Annotated in this window: 19 protein-coding genes; 4 read left to right on the top strand and 15 right to left on the bottom strand. The window is 67.3% G+C overall.

The features are described from left to right. Nucleotides 1–33: 33 nt before the first annotated feature. The 12 genes from AC1RSI_RS14805 to AC1RSI_RS14750 form a co-directional block, all read right to left on the bottom strand. Nucleotides 34–504 (bottom strand): hypothetical protein, encoded by a 471-nt coding sequence (locus AC1RSI_RS14805; RefSeq protein WP_154725813.1) that lies wholly within the window; start codon nucleotides 502–504, stop codon nucleotides 34–36. Then, nucleotides 501–1,094, bottom strand: a complete 594-nt coding sequence (locus tag AC1RSI_RS14800) for a response regulator (RefSeq protein WP_008260486.1) — start codon at nucleotides 1,092–1,094, stop codon at nucleotides 501–503. The genes AC1RSI_RS14805 and AC1RSI_RS14800 overlap by 4 nt, the downstream gene beginning before the upstream one ends. A 4-nt stretch (nucleotides 1,095–1,098) precedes the next feature. Continuing rightward, nucleotides 1,099–1,440: a DUF8776 family protein gene (locus AC1RSI_RS14795; protein ID WP_008258631.1), complete on the bottom strand. Its 342-nt coding sequence runs from the start codon at nucleotides 1,438–1,440 to the stop codon at nucleotides 1,099–1,101. Further along, nucleotides 1,440–1,985, bottom strand: a complete 546-nt coding sequence (locus AC1RSI_RS14790; RefSeq protein ID WP_008263088.1) for a chemotaxis protein CheD — start codon at nucleotides 1,983–1,985, stop codon at nucleotides 1,440–1,442. Before AC1RSI_RS14790 ends, AC1RSI_RS14795 begins: the two co-directional genes overlap by 1 nt. Continuing rightward, nucleotides 1,982–2,371, bottom strand: a complete 390-nt coding sequence (locus AC1RSI_RS14785) for a response regulator (protein WP_008262387.1) — start codon at nucleotides 2,369–2,371, stop codon at nucleotides 1,982–1,984. Before AC1RSI_RS14785 ends, AC1RSI_RS14790 begins: the two co-directional genes overlap by 4 nt. 17 nt (nucleotides 2,372–2,388) lie before the next feature. Beyond that, nucleotides 2,389–3,429, bottom strand: coding sequence for a protein-glutamate methylesterase/protein-glutamine glutaminase (locus AC1RSI_RS14780; RefSeq protein ID WP_035310620.1), 1,041 nt, complete (start codon nucleotides 3,427–3,429; stop codon nucleotides 2,389–2,391). Further along, nucleotides 3,429–4,289 carry a CheR family methyltransferase gene (locus AC1RSI_RS14775; RefSeq protein WP_008261553.1) on the bottom strand — a complete coding sequence of 287 codons (861 nt, stop codon included), beginning with the start codon at nucleotides 4,287–4,289 and terminating at the stop codon, nucleotides 3,429–3,431. The genes AC1RSI_RS14780 and AC1RSI_RS14775 overlap by 1 nt, the downstream gene beginning before the upstream one ends. Beyond that, nucleotides 4,286–4,741: a chemotaxis protein CheW gene (locus AC1RSI_RS14770; RefSeq protein ID WP_008262141.1), complete on the bottom strand. Its 456-nt coding sequence runs from the start codon at nucleotides 4,739–4,741 to the stop codon at nucleotides 4,286–4,288. The genes AC1RSI_RS14775 and AC1RSI_RS14770 overlap by 4 nt, the downstream gene beginning before the upstream one ends. Before the next feature lie 3 nt (nucleotides 4,742–4,744). Continuing rightward, the gene (locus AC1RSI_RS14765) at nucleotides 4,745–7,012 is read right to left on the bottom strand and encodes a chemotaxis protein CheA (protein ID WP_154725812.1); all 2,268 of its coding nucleotides are present in this window, start codon (nucleotides 7,010–7,012) and stop codon (nucleotides 4,745–4,747) included. Between the two features lie 27 nt (nucleotides 7,013–7,039). Then, nucleotides 7,040–7,405 carry a response regulator gene (locus tag AC1RSI_RS14760; RefSeq protein WP_008263015.1) on the bottom strand — a complete coding sequence of 122 codons (366 nt, stop codon included), beginning with the start codon at nucleotides 7,403–7,405 and terminating at the stop codon, nucleotides 7,040–7,042. Beyond that, complete coding sequence (locus tag AC1RSI_RS14755) at nucleotides 7,402–7,704, bottom strand: STAS domain-containing protein (RefSeq protein WP_008261250.1); 303 nt, start codon at nucleotides 7,702–7,704, stop codon at nucleotides 7,402–7,404. Before AC1RSI_RS14755 ends, AC1RSI_RS14760 begins: the two co-directional genes overlap by 4 nt. A gap of 73 nt (nucleotides 7,705–7,777) precedes the next feature. Next, nucleotides 7,778–9,718: a methyl-accepting chemotaxis protein gene (locus AC1RSI_RS14750; protein WP_154725817.1), complete on the bottom strand. Its 1,941-nt coding sequence runs from the start codon at nucleotides 9,716–9,718 to the stop codon at nucleotides 7,778–7,780. A 580-nt stretch (nucleotides 9,719–10,298) separates the two neighbouring features. Here AC1RSI_RS14750 and AC1RSI_RS14745 point away from each other — a divergent pair. Genes AC1RSI_RS14745 through AC1RSI_RS14735 form a run of 3 tightly spaced genes read left to right on the top strand, consistent with a single transcriptional unit; the run spans nucleotide 10,299 to nucleotide 14,804 of the window. After that, nucleotides 10,299–11,633, top strand: a complete 1,335-nt coding sequence (locus AC1RSI_RS14745; protein ID WP_008259907.1) for a two-component system sensor histidine kinase NtrB — start codon at nucleotides 10,299–10,301, stop codon at nucleotides 11,631–11,633. Further along, entirely contained in the window at nucleotides 11,630–12,241 is a 612-nt protein-coding gene (fixJ, locus tag AC1RSI_RS14740) for a response regulator FixJ (protein WP_040349777.1), read from the top strand. Before AC1RSI_RS14745 ends, fixJ begins: the two co-directional genes overlap by 4 nt. Before the next feature lie 46 nt (nucleotides 12,242–12,287). After that, nucleotides 12,288–14,804: a helicase-related protein gene (locus tag AC1RSI_RS14735; RefSeq protein WP_008260677.1), complete on the top strand. Its 2,517-nt coding sequence runs from the start codon at nucleotides 12,288–12,290 to the stop codon at nucleotides 14,802–14,804. A gap of 42 nt (nucleotides 14,805–14,846) precedes the next feature. Here the strand turns inward: AC1RSI_RS14735 and AC1RSI_RS14730 are convergent, their stop codons facing one another. Further along, complete coding sequence (locus AC1RSI_RS14730; RefSeq protein WP_040349778.1) at nucleotides 14,847–15,458, bottom strand: hypothetical protein; 612 nt, start codon at nucleotides 15,456–15,458, stop codon at nucleotides 14,847–14,849. Further along, nucleotides 15,455–15,757 (bottom strand): PadR family transcriptional regulator, encoded by a 303-nt coding sequence (locus AC1RSI_RS14725; protein ID WP_154725811.1) that lies wholly within the window; start codon nucleotides 15,755–15,757, stop codon nucleotides 15,455–15,457. The genes AC1RSI_RS14730 and AC1RSI_RS14725 overlap by 4 nt, the downstream gene beginning before the upstream one ends. Before the next feature lie 210 nt (nucleotides 15,758–15,967). On the opposite strand from AC1RSI_RS14725, the gene AC1RSI_RS14720 reads away from it, so the two are divergent. Further along, nucleotides 15,968–16,255, top strand: coding sequence for an RNA-binding S4 domain-containing protein (locus AC1RSI_RS14720; RefSeq protein ID WP_008260578.1), 288 nt, complete (start codon nucleotides 15,968–15,970; stop codon nucleotides 16,253–16,255). Nucleotides 16,256–16,282: 27 nt separating this feature from the next. On the opposite strand, the gene AC1RSI_RS14715 is transcribed toward AC1RSI_RS14720, so the two are convergent. After that, nucleotides 16,283–16,909: a YceI family protein gene (locus AC1RSI_RS14715; RefSeq protein ID WP_008259782.1), complete on the bottom strand. Its 627-nt coding sequence runs from the start codon at nucleotides 16,907–16,909 to the stop codon at nucleotides 16,283–16,285. Nucleotides 16,910–16,975: the final 66 nt, after the last annotated feature.

The following is a 16,975-nucleotide window of genomic DNA, read 5'->3' as shown; positions in this document are numbered from 1 at the left end:
TTCGCCCCTGTTCCGGATTCGGGAAGGGCGGCGTTAACCGGGGTGCACGGCCTGTTCGGCCACGGCGCGCAGACCCGCCAGCATCTGATCGACGGCCTCGCCGCCCTGGCAGTCGTTCGCCAGGATCAGGCTCAGGGCGCGGGCGTGGACCTGGACCTCGGGCCAGGACCAGGCGTCGGCGGCGGCCATCCGGTGGGCGGCGTCGCACAGGCTGTAGGCCGCCGCATAGAAGGGCGGGACCTCCATGAAGCCGGACATGTCGACCAGGGCCGACGCCAGGGCGTAGACCTCGCCGTCGGCGCCGGCCGGGCGGTCGGCGCACAGGCGGTTCAGGGCGTCGACCTTGTCCTGAAGCACAAGCAAGGTCCGGCCGCGCTGTTCCCCGAGCCCCTCTTCGGCGCGCGCGACGGCGTCCGCGATGGGCACGCCGCCTGGGCGCGCCATCTGGCGCTGAAGCGACGTCTGGACGTTTCGGAGACGGGGCGGGGTCGCATCTGCGGTCACAGGGCCACCTTCATCGGCTTCAACAGCATGTCGATATCGTCCTGATCCATATTGGCCTCGACGGCCTCGCCCAGTTCACCCGACAGGTCGGTCTGGCGGCGGCCTTCCTCCCCGGGCGGGGGACCATAGTTGCGCACGCGGCGATCGGGTCCGACGTAGTTTTCGACTTCGACGAACTGGCGCGTTTCGCCGCCCAGCCAGATGATCCGCTTCAGCAGGACCGCCGGAGTCAGGGGTTTGGCGACGATGAAGCTGGCGCCGCAGTCGCGCCCCTTGGCGACCAGGGCGCGGGCGGCGTGGCCCAGGATCATGATGACGGGCGTGAAGCGGATCGGCTCGGACGCCTCTCGCCTGAGCCAGCGGACGAAATCGTAGCCGTCCATCTCGGGCATGGCGCAGTCGATCAGGATCAGGTCGACGGACCGGCGCTGCACCAGTTCGACCGCATCCTTGGCCGAGGGACACTTCAGCTGTTCGCGAACTCCGAACCCCTGAACGATCGAACTCAGAAGATCGAGCGAGGTCGGCTGATCATCGACGAGCAGAACCGTCGAATGCGCCAGATTGATCTTGTCCGGCGTCTTGTGCACGGCGTCAGAACAGCATGAGGTCGCCCGAATCGGCAGCCTCGGTCGTCTTGACGCCGGCGGCGGGGCGCAGGCGCACCGCCATGTCGGCCAGGGAGATCCGGCTCACGGATTCCGCCGGTGTCGCGCCGTCGCCCAGCATTCTCAACACGCCGGACAGGGCTTCCAGCCTCTGGGTCAGGGCGTCCAGGGCCTGGGCCTCGGTCAGGGCCTCCGCCCGATCCTCCGCCGGCGCGCGCCGCACCAGACGGCTGACCAGGGCCTCGACGTGATCGATCCCCTCGCGCACACGCATCAGCTCGTCGGCGACGGCGACCAGGAGGTGGGCGTGTTCGGGAGGGGCGTGCATCAGAAGAGCTCCAGGGCGCCCGTATCGACGGGGGGCCGAACGACGGGGACGGGCTTGGGCGCGACGGTGTCGGTGACGGCGCGCTGCATGGCCTTGCCGGTCACCGGCCAGTAGTGCAGGCGGCGTCCGCCGTCCCCGCGCAGGCTGCCGCCCACCACGGGAATGCCTTCGTCACGCAGGAATTTCTCGGCGAAGTCGGCGTTGGAACGGCCGACGTCGCGCAGACTGTCGAACATCCGCCCGCCGCCGAACAGCTTGGCCTCCAGCCGCTCGCGGCGTCCGCCGGCCTTCAGCAAGTCGTTGATCAGAAGCTCCATCGCATAGGCGCCGTAGCGACGCCCCGCGTCAGTTCCCGCGCCGGATCCCTCGGGCAGCAGGAAGTGGTTCATCCCGCCGATCCCGGCGACCGGATCGCGCAGGCACATGGCCACGCAGGAGCCCAGAATGGTGCTGAGGACCACGTCCGGGTCGGACGTGATATGATGCTCGCCCTGGCCGACGTGCAGTCGTTTTTCCTTGTTGTCCTTGAGGGCCGAGAAACTCATGTCAGCGGACCGAAGACGGCTTCCAGCTTGCCCTTCAGTTGGGCCACCGTGAAGGGTTTGACCAGATAGTTGTTGACGCCGAACTGCACCGCCCGCTGCACCAGTTCGCGGTCGGCGCGGCCGGTCAGCATGATGAAGGCGGTCTTGGACGTCGGCGGGTGGGCGCGCACGGCGCGCAGCAGGCCCAGTCCGTCCAGGTTCGGCATGTTGTAGTCGGAGATGATCAGGTGCGCGGGCTTGGAAATGATGTCGCGCAGGGCGATTTCACCGTCGGCGGCTTCGCGGATCTCGCGCACGCCCAGTTGTTGCAGGCTGGTGCGAACCAGCGAGCGCATCGTCATCTGATCATCGACGACCAGGCAGTGGAGAGAGGCGGCGGCGGGCATGATGGCGCTCCCGGGGGTCAGGCGATCGACCGTGCGCCCGAGTCGGCGCACAGTTCTAGAATAGCGGGGGACAGGCGGTGGAGCGGCAGCTGCCGTTCCACGGCGCCCAGTTCGAAGGCGGCTTTCGGCATGCCGTAGACGACCGAGGTCGATTCGTCCTGGCCCAGGGTGCGGCCGCCGGCGTCGCGAATGGCCTTCAGGCCCTTGGCGCCGTCCTTGCCCATGCCCGTCAGGATCACGCCGGTCATCGGCCGCTTCAGGCGGACAAGCGACTCGAACATGACGTCGACCGACGGACGGTGGCCATTGACCGGGTCGCTCTGCACCAGATGGCAGCGGGGGGTCATGCCGGGCGTCAGCTCCAGATGCGCCGCGCCGCCCGGCGCCAGATAGATGTGGCCGGCCTTAAGTTGCGCGCCTTCATAGGCTTCGGTCACGGTCGGAGCGCAGACGCGGTCCAGACGGGCGGCGAAGCTGGCGGTGAAGGTCGCCGGCATGTGCTGGGTGATGATGGTCGCCGGGCAGTTGGCCGGGAAGCCGCTCAGAACGGTCAGAAGGGCTTCGACCCCGCCGGTCGACGAGCCGATGGCCAGGATATGGCTGGCGGCCGGGCGATAGGCGCTGGGCGCCGCCGCCGAGGCCGGCATGTCGGCGCGGGCGCGGACGCGCGAACGCGCCGCCGTCTTCACCTTCTCGATCAGGTCGTGGAAGGCGTCGACGCTGGCCACGGCCGGTTTGGCCACCGCGTCCACCGCGCCGATTTCCAGCGCCGCCAGGGTCACGTCCGTGCCCGCCGCGGTCAGGGTCGAGACCATGACCACCGGCATGGGCCGCAGCCGCATGATCTTCTCGAGGAACTCCAGCCCGTTCATGTTGGGCATCTCGACATCCAGGGTCAGGACGTCGGGATTGAGCTCCTTGATGGCGGCGCGGGCCTCGATCGGATCGGCGGCCGTGCCGACGACCTCGATTTCGGGATCCGACTTCAGGGCGGCCGAGATCAGGCCGCGCATCGTCAGGCTGTCGTCCACCACGAGGACTTTGATCTTGGCGCTCATCATGCGGCTCCCAGGCGGTAGGTGGTCAGGCCCGCGGTCTGCAGCAGGCTGGCGGCCGGCCCAGCCACGCGTTCGGAATGGCCGATATAGAGGGTGGCGCCGGGGTTCATCAGGGGGACGAAGCGGCTCCACACCCGCTCCTGGGTGGGATCGTCGAAATAGATCACCACGTTGCGACAGAAGATGACGTCGAACTTGCCCTTCATCGGCCAGTCGCCGATCAGGTTCAGTTCCTTGAACGACACCAGGCGTTTCAGCTGCGGCCCGGCGGTCCAGGCGCCACGATCGGCGCGGTTGAAATACTTGCGCCAAAGGGTGACCGGCGCCGGTTCCAGCGCCTCTTCGGAATAGGTCCCGTCGTGGCCCTGAGCGACCATGTTGGGGTCGATGTCGGTGGCCAGGATGCGCACGTCCAGGTCCGCCGCCTCGGGCAGGACCGACAGCACCGTCAGGGCCATCGAATAGGGCTCCTGCCCGTTCGAACAGGCCGCCGACCACAGCCGCACCCGGCCGCCGGCGCGAGCGCGCTCGACCAGTTTCGGCAGGACCCGGTCGCGCAGGTCGTCGAAATGGTGGGGCTCGCGATAGAAGCGGGTGACGTTGGTCGTCAGGGCGGCCGTCATCTTCTGCCGCTCGTCGACCCCGTCCACGCCCTCGACCAGGGCGCAGTAGTCGCGGAAACTCGACAAACCCAGGGTCCGCAGCCGTTTGGCCAGGCGCGAATAGACCAGAGCCGCCTTGCCCTCGTTCAGGGCGATGCCCGCGTGGGCATGAAGCATTTCGGCGATCTGACGGAAATCCTCGGCGGTGAAGACGAATTCGCCCTCGACGATGGATCCCCGTCCTGGGGCGGGATTCATGCGGCTTCAGCCTCGATATGGGGCAGGATGTGGTCCAGTTCGATCAGGCTGATCATGCGCCCGTCGATCGAGAATATCCCCTTGACGAAGGTCTTGACTTGGTCGCTGGCGACGTCGGGCGTCGGCTGGACCGAGGCCTCGTTCATCTCCAGGATGTCCGACACGGCGTCCACCAGCAGCCCCACCATCCGGCCGCCGATATGGGCGACCATGATGACGTGACGGGCCGTCGGCTCGGACGTCTCCAGACCGAAGCGCGCGCCCAGGTCGATGATCGGCAGGACGGTGCCGCGCAGGTTGATGACGCCCTTCATATAGCCGGGCGAGCGCGGCAGCGGCGTCGCCGGGGTCCAGCCGCGGATTTCACGCACCGACATGATGTCGACGCAGAATTCCTGGCGGCCGATGCGGAAGGCGATGAGTTCGCGTTGGGAGTCGTTGGCTTCGGTCATGGCTCAGCTCGCAAGCTTGAAATCGGGGCGGGAAGATCGGCGGCGCATGTCTGTGACCAGGACGTCCACGTCGAGGATCAGGGCCACGCGACCGTCGCCCAGGATGGTGGCGGCGGCGATGCCCTCCACCTGCTGGTAGTTGGTCTCGAGGCTCTTGATCACGACCTGGCGCTGGCCCTGGATGGCGTCGAACAGCAGGGCCGCCTGTTGGCCGCCCTCGGTCTCGACGACCACGGCGACGCCTTCGGACGGAACCACCGGGGTGTCGCGGAAGCCCATGGTCATCGCCACATCGATCAGGGGCAGGAAGCGGTCGCGGAAGCGGATCACCGGATCGACCCCGCCGACATAATGCAGGTCGCCTTCTTGCGGCGTCAGGCTTTCGACGATGGCGGGCAGCGGGGCGATCAGGATCTGGTCGGCGGCGGACACCACCATGCCGTCCAGCACCGCCAGGGTCAGCGGCAGGCTGAGGGTGAAGGTCGATCCCTTGCCCGGAACCGAACTGATCGAGATACGGCCGCCCAGGGCCTGGATCGAGCGCTTGACCACGTCCATGCCCACCCCGCGGCCCGAGATGTCGGACACCACGGCGGCGGTCGAGAAACCGGGCAGGAAGATCAGATTGTCGATCTGCTCGTCGGTCAGGGCGGCGTCCGGCGCGACCAGCCCCTTGTCGATGGCGATCTTCTTGACCCGCTCGCGATTGATCCCGCGCCCGTCGTCGGAGATTTCGATGACGATGCGGCCGGACCGGTGCAGGGCGGCCAGGCGAACCGTGCCCTCGGCCGTCTTGCCGGCGGCGATACGCTCGTCGGGCGTCTCCAGGCCGTGGTCGATGGCGTTGCGCAGCATGTGGGTGATGGGCTCGGCCAGGCGTTCGACCACGGTCTTGTCGACCTCGGTGTCCTCGCCGGCGGTGACCAGACGAACCTGTTTGGAGACCATGTCGGCGACTTCGCGGACCAGGCGCGGCATGCGCTGGAACACCGACTTCACCGGCTGGGCGCGAATGGCCATGACGCTGTCCTGGATCTCGCGCGTCAGAAGCTCGAGGTCTTCCAGGCCCAGGGCGATGCCGGACGAGCGGGCCAGGCCGCTTTCCAGCACGCGTTGCGACAGCATGGCCTGCTGGATGACCAGTTCGCCGACCACATTGATCAGGCGATCGACCCGGTCCAGATCGACGCGGATGGTGACAGGGGCCGGCGCGACGGGCGCCGCGACCTGGGCGGGCGGAATCGGCGCGGCCGGCGCCGGGGCGGCGGCGACCGGAGCGGGAGCGGGAGCCGGAGCGGCCGGAGCGGCCGGAGCGGGAACCGGGGCCGGGGCGACGGCTTCGAGGGCGACAGCGTCGGGGGTCGGTTGTTCGGCGGCGGGCGCGTCGCCTGCGGCCTTGGCCAGCAGGGCCGCGATATCCAGTTCGTCGCTGGCGGGCAGCACCGCCGGCGGCTCTTCCTCGAAGACGAGGACCGGTTCCGATCCGCCGCCCAGGGGCGAGATCGTCAGGTCGCAGTCGGCCTCGACGAAGTCGAACACCTCGCGCACGACCTTCTCTTCGATCGCCGCGGTCAGATCGATGGTCCAGGTCAGATAGCCGTCCTCGGCGACCAGCACGTCCAGCGTCGGCAGCGCGCTGTCGTCAACCGACACCGTGATCGGTCCCAGGCGGCCCAGTTCGCGCAGCAACAGGCCGGCTTCGTTGGCGCTGCCGTACATGCGGCCATGGGGCTTGAACAGGATGCGCCAGCCCGTCTGGGCCTCGGCTGCGACGGCTTCAGGCTCGCCGAGGGACGGCAGGGGTTCGTCCAGCGGGACGTCGAAGGCCATCGGCACGAAGCCGAAGTCGTCTTCGTCCTCCTCGACCACCGGCGGCGCCTCGCCGCCGTGGGTCAGCAGTTCCAGTTCGTGAACCAGACCGGCCGAACGCTCTTCATCGACCGGTGGGGCCAGGCCTTGCGCGGCCTGGATATGATCGGCCAGCACGTCGGAGGCGCGCAGCAGGGTCTTGATCGTCACCGTGTCGCACGGCTTGCGACCGGCGCGCAGCTCGTCCATCAGCGTTTCGAAGACGTGGGCGAAACGGACCAGAGCCTCCAGACCAAACGCCCCCGCCCCACCCTTCACCGAGTGAACGGCGCGGAAGACGGCGTTGATGGTTTCAAGGTCGGTCTGACCCTGTTCCAGCAGCATCAGCTTCGATTCCAGTTCCGCGAGCAGTTCGTCGCATTCCTGGAAGAAGGTGGCTTTGATGGCTTCGAAGGCGTCCATGGCTTGCGGCCGATCGATCTGTGAGGGTTAGGCCGCGACGCGGCGGACGGCGTCGACCAGCTTGACGGGATCGAACGGCTTGACGATCCAGCCGGTGGCGCCGGCGGCGCGGGCGCGGGCCTTCTTCTCGGCGTCGCTCTCGGTCGTCAGCACCAGGCACGGGGTGGTCCGGTGGTTCGGATCGGCGCGCATGCCTTCGATGAAGCCGAAGCCGTCCATGCGGGGCATGTTGATGTCGGTGATGACCACGTCCGCGCCTTGCGCGGCCAGGGTCTCCAGACCATCAATGCCGTCGACGGCCTGGATCACGGTGTAACCCGCGTCCTCCAGGGCCATCAGCAGCATGTCGCGCATGGTGCGGGAATCATCGACGGTCAGGACTGTCTTTTTCACGCGAGAGCTCCTTCAAGGGGATCTTGGGCAAGGGGGTCGGGGACATTGGTTTCGGACGCGCCGAAGGCGGTCCACTGTTCGGAAAAACCTTGGGATTGAGGCGTGATCGTCAGATCGACGCCGTCGGCGGCCCAGGTCTTGCGGGCCGACAACAACACCTGCAGGCAGAGACCGCCCAGACGCTCGACGTTCGAGGCGTCCAGCGTGACCGGCTGACCCCGTCGCGCCAGCAGCTCCGCCTTCAAAGGCTCGGCCGCATTCATATCCAGCACCGTCGCCAGCACGATGGCGTCCGTCATGAGAAGTTCCCTTCGTCTGCCCCAAGACCATGCATGGCACAGCTTTGGTAAATAGCCTTTGAAGACGGAATCATCAGAACTCCTCCCAACCTTCCGGATCGGCCTCGACCTTGGGCGCGGCGCCGCCGCGGCCGACGGTCTTCAGGGCCTGGATCATGCGATTGACGGGCTTGGGCGCGGCCTGAGGCGCAGGGGCGGGGCGAGCGGGCGCCGGGCTGCGACGGGCGGCGGCGGCATGACCCTCTGAACCCTGGCCGACCTTGAACTGGGCCACGGACGTCTGCAGGGCTTCCGCCTCCTGGGCCAGCGAATGGCTGGCGGCGGTCGACTGCTCGACCATCGCAGCATTTTGCTGAGTGACTTGGTCCATCTGGTTCACGGCCGTATTGACCTGGGCCAGGCCGACGGCCTGTTCCTGGGCCGAGGCCGCGATCTCCGTGACCAGGCCGTCGATCTCGGCGACCCGATCCACAATCCGCTGCAGGGCTTCGCCGGTCTGACCGACCAGTTTCACGCCCGAGCCCACTTGGGTGGTCGAGGCGGAAATCAGCGTCTTGATCTCCTTCGCCGCCTCGGCCGAACGCTGGGCCAGGGCCCGCACTTCGGAGGCCACCACCGCAAAGCCGCGACCGGCCTCGCCAGCCCGCGCCGCTTCCACGCCGGCGTTCAGGGCCAGCAGATTGGTCTGGAAGGCGATTTCGTCGATCACGCCGATGATCTGGTTGATCTGGGATGACGAACCCTCGATCGCCTGCATGGCCGAGACGGCGTCGCGGACGATGACGCCCGAGGTTTCCGCGTCGCCCTTGGCGGCCTGGACCACGTCCGAGGCCTGGCGGGCGCCGGAGGCGGTCTTGTTCACCGTGGCGGTGATCTCGTCCAGGGCGGCCGCCGTTTCCTCCAGCGAAGCCGCCTGCTGTTCGGTGCGGCGCGACAGGTCGTCGGCGGCCTGCGAAATCTCGCCGGCGCCCGAGCGAATGCCCGCCACATTGCCCAGGACCACGCCCATGGCCTGCTGCAACTGGGCGATGGCGGTGTTGAAGTCGGTCTTCAGCTTCTCGGCGCGCGGGGCGACCTCTGCTGTGAACCGGTGGGTCAGATCGCCGTTCGACATGGCGGCCAGGCCGTCGGCCAGGGCCGTCAGGGCGACATGATCCTCTTCGGCGATGCGCGCCTTCTCGGCTTCATTGGCCAGACGCTCGGTCTCGCTCATCGAGCGGGTCGAGGCGGCCTCGGCCTCGATGCGGGTCTTTTCGACGGCGGCGTCGCGGAAGGCGACGATCGCCTGGCCCATCTTGCCGAACTCGTCCTTGCGGTCGGCGCCGACGATCTGGATCGAGGTGTCGCCCGCCATCAGCTTCTGCATATAGCCGATCATGCTCATCGTCGGCCGCACGATGGCGCGGGTCACGCCGAAACCGACGGCCAGGGACAGCAGCAGAACGGAGACCAGACCGATCATCACCGCCAGCATGGCGTTCTTGGTCGCCGTCGCCTGCGCGTCGCGCGTAACCACCAGCGCCGCTTCGTTGGCGGCCTTCAGCTCATCGACCGCCTCTTCCGCCGGCGCGATATAGGTGTCCGCGACGCCTTCGCGCCCGACCATGTTCTCGGCTTCCTCCACGCGGCCTTCGCGCACCAGGACCTGTCCGACCTGGACGACGTTCTTGTACCATTCGGCGTTCGCCTTGATCGCCCGGTCTATCGGCGCCGTGCGATCCGCAGGCAGGCCGGCGCGCTCTTCTTCCAGGGCGGCGATGAATTTGGCGCGGTGGGCGTCAAGTCGCTCGGTGTAGTAGGGATCGCCCGAGAGCAGGTAGCCTCGATAGGCGTTCTCCTGCTTGGCCAGATAGAATTCCGCCCGGGCCGTGGCGCGGGTCATGGCGTTCTCAATGCTGCGATCCTCGCCCGCGCTCTGGAGGGCCAATAGATTCGCCACAACGACGGCGCCCATGACGGCGATGGCGACCAGCACCAGCGCAAACGCGCTGAACAGCTTGCGCCCAACCGGCATGTTTTCAGTCAACTTCACGCGTACTCTCCTCGGTATCGCAAAAATCAGATCGAATCCGCAGAGACGGCGAACCCGTCCGAGTGGAGTCTCCCGAGGTCGCATCCCGATCCGCCTGCAGCCGCCGCGACCGCCGGACATCCGCCGGCCTGCGCTTGGCGCGGGTCGGTCAAACGCCTGGACGTCGACGGGCTTTGGAGAAGGATTTCGGGGAACATCAACAACCTCGGAGCATCTGCATTCTGCCCGGGAACCATGAGATGATGATTAATATGATTTCTGAACCGCACCCTAGGTAGGAATGCGTAAGCGTGGCGGCCCACTCCGCGCCGACGGGAATTTTCGCCCATCAGGCGAACATGATCGCAAAAATTAATTATGCGTGCTTTTCTCTAACTTCAGGAATGATATAGAGATTGGGTCAAAAAAGCGGCAGGGACGTGACGACAATGGTTTCGCAGATGCGAAATATCGCATGATGCAAGCACGACCGGCGGCTTCTACTAGACCTGCTCTGCCCCGGCTTATGGTTCGATTTGCCCGGACGTATTGGGGCGGCTTTTTGCTTGCCGCCGGGTGCGTATTGGTTGGATCGGCTTTCCGCCTGACTATCCAGACTGTCGGCCACGTCCACTATCTGCCCATGCTGGCGGCGGTGATGGCGACCGCCCTGGTGGCCCAGCGCCCGGCGACCTTCACGGCGATCGTCCTGTCCGTCATCGCCGACATGCTGATCCTGCCTCGACAGGGGATTGCGAACGCCGTCGTCCACGCCGCCCTGTTCGTCGCCGTAGCCCTTGTGATGGCGGAGGTCTGTCACCGTCTGGCCAGCCGCAGCGCCCTGTTGGACAGCATACTGGCCTCCGTTCCGGTCGTGACCTTGAACGGCGAGGGCCGCATTCTGCGAATCACCCCGGCCGCCGCCGATCTGCTCGGCGTCACGCCTGAAGAGGCCCTATCTCGCCCCTTCAGCACCTTCGCCACCGATTTTGACACGACCGCGCTCGCCGCCGTGATCGAGGGCGCCCCGCTGTCCCTTCCGGCGACCGGATCCTGGTTGGCGCGGCGGCCGGACGGAGAGATCGTCCCCATGACGATCCACGCCAGCCTTCTTTCCCCGAGCGTGGATCCCGAGCGGATGGTGCTGTCCCTCGGCGACCAGCGGCAAACCACGGCCGCCAATGAGCGCATGCGCGACCTGATGAACCAGCTCAGCAAGAGCTGGCGGCTGAACTCCATGGGCGAAATGGCGGCGACTCTGGCGCACGAACTGAACCAGCCCCTGACGGCCGCCACGGTCTATCTGCATGCAGGCCAGACCGACATCGCCCGGGCGGGGCCGCTGGGCGACAGCGCCGGCCGCGCCCTGGATCTGGCCAAGACCCAGCTCATTCGGGCCGGCGACATCATTCGCCGCATGCGCGAATTCGTCTCGACCGGCGCCCGCGAACTCACGGACCAGCGCGTCTCCTCGATGATCGAAGACCTGCGCCCCCTCTTCGACCTGATCCGCATGGACACAGGGGTGGTGATTCGCGTCGATGTGCGCGACGTTGGCGATCATGTGCTGGCGGATCGCATCCAGTTCCAGCAAGCGATCAACAATCTGGTCCGCAACGCCGTCGACGCCGTCGCGGGGCGCGAACTCGGCCTGGTGCGCATCACCGGCCGCAGTCTTGGAAACCAAGGTTACGAGATCATCGTAGAAGACGATGGTCCTGGAATTCCGGAGGACCAGATGGACCGGATCTTCCAGCCGATGACCACGACCAAGGCGAGCGGAATGGGCCTGGGCCTGTCCGTCACCCGCTCAATCATCGAGAGCCATGACTCCGTCCTGACCGTCGGCCGCAGTCCGCTGGGCGGCGCGGCCTTCTCCTTCTGTCTTTCTCCCGTCTTGGAGCTCGAAGCCGCATGACTCAACACTCCGTCTTCGTGATCGACGACGATCAGGCCTTGCGGGATTCGCTATTGATGCTCCTGAGGGGCGAGGGCATTCGCGCCCGCGGCTTCCCCAGCGCCACCGCCTTCCTGGACGCCCTGCCCGAAGAAAAGACGGCCTGCGTCATCACCGATCTGCGCATGCCGCAGATGGAAGGCGCCGAGTTGATCCGTCATCTGTCTCGATTGCGCGGCGAGACCTGGCCCGTGATCGTCATCACCGGTCACGCCGAGGTGCCTCTGGCGGTTCAGCTGATGAAGGCGGACGTCGTCGACTTCATCGAAAAACCCTTCGACCCGAACCGTATTCTCGAGGCCGTGCGCGGCTGTCTGTCCGCCTTGGAGCGCCAGGAGGTCGAGAGCGAGGCGCGCGAGGAGGCGACGTCCCGCCTGGCCAGTCTGACGCCGCGCGAACGTCAGGTGTTCGAGGCCCTGATCGACGGCAAGTCGAACAAGGAAATCGCCATCAGCCTCAGCATCAGCCCCCGAACGGTCGAGATCTTCCGCGCCAAGGTGATGCAGAAGATGCAGGCCACCAGCCTGTCCATGCTGGTGCGGATGGGGCTGCGCTGCGCCGAAGTCTGAAAAGGCCCTTGAGCCGCACGGCGATCATCGCCACCTTGCAGGGGTCATGAGCGACCGGTCCGCAGGCCTCGCCCCTTCCCGCGTCACGGCGGTGCTGGGGCCCACCAACACCGGCAAGACCCATCTGGCGGTCGAGCGGATGCTGGGTCACGCCTCGGGCATGATCGGCCTGCCGCTGCGGCTGCTGGCCCGCGAAATCTACGAGCGGATCGTCAGGCAGCGCGGCGCCGCCGCCGTCGCCCTGATCACGGGCGAGGAAAAGATCGTCCCGCCGCGCCCGCACTATTTCGTCTGCACCGTCGAGGCCATGCCGCTGGAGCGGTCGGTGGAATTCCTGGCTATCGACGAGATCCAGCTGGTCGCCGACCCCGAGCGCGGCCACGTCTTCACCCAGCGGCTGCTGCACGCGCGCGGCCGGTTCGAGACCATGTTCCTGGGCGCCGGGACCATGGAGCCCCTGATCCGCCGTCTGGTCCCGGACGTCGAGATCGTGACCCGCGACCGGCTGTCCACCCTGTCCTACGCCGGCTCCAAGAAGCTGACCCGCCTGCCCCGCCGCAGCGCCATCGTCGCCTTCTCGACCGAGCGGGTCTACGCCATCGCCGAACTGATCCGGCGCCAGAGGGGCGGGGCGGCCGTGGTCATGGGCAGCCTCTCGCCCCGCACCCGCAACGCCCAGGTCGCCCTTTACCAGTCGGGCGAGGTGGACTTCCTGGTCGCCACCGACGCCATCGGCATGGGGCTGAACATGGATGTGGACCATGTCGCCTTCGCTGGCTTGCGCAAGTTCGACGGACGGCGGACCCGCTGGCTGCACGCCCACGAGATCGGCCAGATCGCCGGCCGCGCCGGCCGCCATCTGCGCGACGGGACGTTCGGCGTCACGGCCGAGGCCGAGGATCTGGACGCCGATCTGGTGGAACAGGTGGTCGAGCACCGGTTCGATCCGGTCGAGGCGGCGGAATGGCGTAACGCCAGACTGGACTTCGACACCCTGCCCGACCTGCTGCGCTCCCTGACGGTCACGCCCCAGCGCAGCGGCCTCAGCCTGACGGCCGAAGCCCTGGACGAGACCCTGCTGCGCCGCCTGATCAAGGACGAGGAAGTGGCCCGCATCGGCCGTTCGCGCGGCGCCGTCATGCGGCTGTGGGAAGCCTGCCAGCTGCCCGACTTCCAGAAGACGACGCTGGACGAGCACGCCCGCCTGGCCAGGGACGTCTTCCACGCCCTGACCGGCAAGCGGGGCCGGCTGACCGACGACTGGATGGCGCCGCGCTTCGCCTTCGTGGATCGCGACGACGGCCAGATCGACCAGCTGTCGGCCCGGCTCTCGGCCGTCCGCACCCTGTCCTACATCGCCAACCGCCCCGACTGGGTTCACGACGCCCAGGGCTGGCGCGACAAGACACGGGCGCTGGAGGACCGCCTGTCCGACGTCCTGCACGAGCGGCTGACCGCCCGGTTCGTCGATCGCCGCACAACCGCCCTGATGCGGGCCCTGAACGTCCGCGAGGATACGTTCGCGGGCGTCGCCGACGACGGCGAGGTGACGGTCGAGGGCCAGGTGGTGGGCCAGCTTGAAGGCGTTCGATTCCAGATGGAGAAGGGCGCCTCCGCCCTGGAGGACCGCACCCTGCGCCAGGCGGCGGTCCGCGCCGTCACGCCCGAGATCAACCGCCGCCTGGGTCGTCTGGCCGCCGAGACCGACGAGGCCTTCGCCGTCACGCCGGACGGGGCCGTCCTGTGGCGCGGCGTCCTGACCGCCCAGATCCAGTCCACGCCGACCGGCGCCGATCCCTTCTCGCCCTCCGTCCGCCTGCTGGGCGAACTGGGTCCGACGCCCGCCCGCGAGCGCGCCAAGCGTCGGATCGAGGCCTGGCTGGCGTTCGAGGCCGGCCGCGCCCTGCGCGACCTGCGCCGCCTGCGTCAGGCGGTCGAGTCCGGCGCGCTCAAGGGTCTGCCCCGCGGGATCGCCTTCCGCCTGATCGAGGCCGGGGGCCTGATCGACCGTCGCGACGTCGAACGCGACCTGGCCGCCCTCAGCCAGGTCGAGCGGCGCACGCTGAAAAGCTTCGCCATCCGCGTCGGCGCCCATTCCGTCTGGCTGCCCGGCCTGCAGAAGCCCCGCGCCCGCCATTTCGCCCAGGCCTTCCTGGACGCCCCCCTGATCCCCGCGACGCCCGATCTGATCCCCGCGCCGCCCGAACCGCCCTCGCCCCGCCTGCTCTCGGCCCACGGCCTGCGCGCGGCCGGCCGCTGGCTGGCGCCCGTCGAGACCCTGGAGAAGATGGCCGATCTGCGCGCCGCCAATACCGCAGACCGCGGCCGCCTGTCCGACGCCGCCCTGATCGACCTGGGCTGGACCGCCGATCAGGCCAAACAGGTCATCGCCGCCCTGAAGACCGAACGCGCCCGCCAGCCCGACAAGCCCGGCGTCGCGCCGAAGCCGCCCAAGGATTCGCCCTTCGCCGCCCTGGCCGTCCTGACAGCGCCCCCGACGCCCCCGGCGCCCCCGGCGCGCGCCAAACGTCGTCGCCCTCGCAAGAAGACGGCGGCGGTCTGACGTATGGACTTCGTGGCGCGGTTCGAAACCGTGATGGCGGCCTTATGGCAAACCCGCGCCTGACCGGCGCGACATCGCCGCTCGTCGCCAAGCCTTTGCAATAAAGACACCGGCCAAAGCGCCCGCCGCACCGGGCCAAACCTCCCCGACGACGGCGGAAAACGCCGAATACCAAGCGGACCAAGCATGATAGCCGGGATAGGCGTCCCTGGGCGTCAGAACGTCGTTCCACACAAACTGCAGGAACGCCCCGCCGCCAAAGCTCAGCGGAATGGCCAAGGCGATGAACGCCACCCGTCGGGGCCAGGCCAGGCTACAGATCAAACAGACTGCAGCGATACAGGCCTGTTGCCGCCACATCATCAGACTCAGCGAGTCGCCGACCGCATAATCTGTCATCCAGAACAGCGCCATGTAGGCGAGATAGGCGACAGCCGATGCGAGGATCACCGCCGCCATGAACGGTGTTTCCCGCGCGATCCGCCATCCCAGCGCCGCCCCTAGACATCCGGCCGACCATGACAGGGCCCGCCCCTCCTCCTGGATCGCCGCGAACTCGCCCTGCATCGCCGCCTTCCAGCCAGTCCGGGAAGGCGGGGCGAGCTTCCCGGCAAGCTGCATCATGCCGCGCGATAAGAACAACATCAGGTTCATGACAGTGATCTCCCCAGGATCGACGACGGCGAAGGCGCCATGGCCGCCCGCAAGGCGGCCCGGCCGGCTGCAGTGATCCGATAGGCGTGACGCGCGGGCCGCCCCGGCTTTTCTGGCTCCAGCCACTGGCTCTCCAACCAGTTGCGCTCGGCCAATCGAATAAGGATGGGGTAAAGACTGCCGGATTTCAGTCCGGTCGCATCCGCGACCTCAAGCCCATAGAACCAGGCGTCGGCTTGACGCGCCAATACCTCGAGCACGGCTATGGTCTGAGCGGAAGGGCGACGAGATCGGGTCATGTCAATAAGTCTACATATATAGAACTTGATGGCAAGACTTCTTGCATGCTGAAGGCTTCAGGCTCAGAGGGCAGACTTGCAGGCGCCGCTCACGCAGCCGAATTCGTTTCGGCTGCGATTAAAAGTTCTGGCGCGCCGTCGCCTTTGCCGATTTGGAAGTTTCAGGTCCGCGATCGAAATGAGCGGAACAATGCGAGGAACAACCGTGGAATGAGCGAGACGGATTCGTCCTGCCGCATCGACATCTGGCTGTGGCGGGCGCGTTTCTTGAAGACGCGAAGCCTGGCCGCCGCCCTCGTCGAACGCGGCGCGATGCGTTTGACGCATCAGGGGCGGGAGATCCGGCTGGACAAGCCCAGCCGCTGCGTCCGCCCCGGCGATCTGCTGACCTTCGCCCAGAACGGCCGGGTCACGACCCTGCGGGTGGAGGCGATGGGCGAAAGGCGCGGGCCGCCTGAAGAAGCCCGCGCCCTCTATTCCCTGATCATCGCGCCCTGAGGGCCAGGGGCCCGGCGCGAAAATCGCTTACTGCTTCAGGACGAACTCGCCCTCGATGTGCAGCTTCACCTCGTCGGACACGGCCGGCAGGGCGTAGTTGATGCCGAAGTCCGAGCGCTTGATGACAGCTTCCCCGTCGAAGCCGGCCTTGTAGGCGCCCATGGCGGTTCCGGCCTGGTTGAACTCGACCTCGATGGTCACGGGCTTGGTCACGCCGCGCAGGGTCAGATCGCCGACCACGGTCGCCTCGTTGGCGTCATCGGCGTCGACCGTCACGGAACGCGAGACGAAGGTCGCCGTCGGATGATTGGCGGTGTCGAAGAAGTCGGCGGTCTGCAGGTGGGCCTTCAGCTTGTCGTCGTTCGGGGCCACGTCGGTCAGCGGAATGGTGGCGGTCAGGGTGGAGGCCGAGGGATTGGCGACGTCCAGCTTCAGCTCGGCCTTCACGTTCACGAACTGGCCCGTGTAGGTCGAGAAGCCGAGGTGGTTCACCGACCAGGTGATCTTGCCGTGGCCGGAATCGAGGTCATAGGCGCCGGCGGTCACTTCCGACGGGGTCTTGGTCAGGGCGGCCTGGGCCACCACCGCGCCGCCGGCGGCGAGGCTGACGGCCAGGGCGCCGGCGAGGGCGTGTTTCATGAAGGGGGTGCGCATGGGGAATGTTCCGGTTGAAGAGGATCGTTATATGCAATCAACACAGTTGCGATTAAGCCTGACTGT

Source organism: Brevundimonas sp. GW821-FHT10E09, assembly GCF_058809375.1.
This window is presented reverse-complemented; position numbering and strand designations above follow the sequence as displayed.

What these genes read in the sequence shown, in the direction of transcription:
- AC1RSI_RS14780 (WP_035310620.1), bottom strand. Translation starts at nt 3,429, where the DNA reads ATGAGCGCCAAGATCAAAGTCCTCGTGGTGGACGACAGCCTGACGATG.
- AC1RSI_RS14715 (WP_008259782.1), bottom strand. Translation starts at nt 16,909, where the DNA reads ATGCGCACCCCCTTCATGAAACACGCCCTCGCCGGCGCCCTGGCCGTC.
- AC1RSI_RS14765 (WP_154725812.1), bottom strand. Translation starts at nt 7,012, where the DNA reads ATGGACGCCTTCGAAGCCATCAAAGCCACCTTCTTCCAGGAATGCGAC.
- AC1RSI_RS14735 (WP_008260677.1), top strand. Translation starts at nt 12,288, where the DNA reads ATGAGCGACCGGTCCGCAGGCCTCGCCCCTTCCCGCGTCACGGCGGTG.
- AC1RSI_RS14725 (WP_154725811.1), bottom strand. Translation starts at nt 15,757, where the DNA reads ATGACCCGATCTCGTCGCCCTTCCGCTCAGACCATAGCCGTGCTCGAG.
- AC1RSI_RS14730 (WP_040349778.1), bottom strand. Translation starts at nt 15,458, where the DNA reads ATGAACCTGATGTTGTTCTTATCGCGCGGCATGATGCAGCTTGCCGGG.
- AC1RSI_RS14775 (WP_008261553.1), bottom strand. Translation starts at nt 4,289, where the DNA reads ATGAATCCCGCCCCAGGACGGGGATCCATCGTCGAGGGCGAATTCGTC.
- AC1RSI_RS14755 (WP_008261250.1), bottom strand. Translation starts at nt 7,704, where the DNA reads ATGACGGACGCCATCGTGCTGGCGACGGTGCTGGATATGAATGCGGCC.
- AC1RSI_RS14750 (WP_154725817.1), bottom strand. Translation starts at nt 9,718, where the DNA reads ATGCCGGTTGGGCGCAAGCTGTTCAGCGCGTTTGCGCTGGTGCTGGTC.
- AC1RSI_RS14795 (WP_008258631.1), bottom strand. Translation starts at nt 1,440, where the DNA reads ATGCACGCCCCTCCCGAACACGCCCACCTCCTGGTCGCCGTCGCCGAC.
- fixJ (WP_040349777.1), top strand. Translation starts at nt 11,630, where the DNA reads ATGACTCAACACTCCGTCTTCGTGATCGACGACGATCAGGCCTTGCGG.
- AC1RSI_RS14720 (WP_008260578.1), top strand. Translation starts at nt 15,968, where the DNA reads ATGAGCGAGACGGATTCGTCCTGCCGCATCGACATCTGGCTGTGGCGG.
- AC1RSI_RS14790 (WP_008263088.1), bottom strand. Translation starts at nt 1,985, where the DNA reads ATGAGTTTCTCGGCCCTCAAGGACAACAAGGAAAAACGACTGCACGTC.
- AC1RSI_RS14785 (WP_008262387.1), bottom strand. Translation starts at nt 2,371, where the DNA reads ATGCCCGCCGCCGCCTCTCTCCACTGCCTGGTCGTCGATGATCAGATG.
- AC1RSI_RS14770 (WP_008262141.1), bottom strand. Translation starts at nt 4,741, where the DNA reads ATGACCGAAGCCAACGACTCCCAACGCGAACTCATCGCCTTCCGCATC.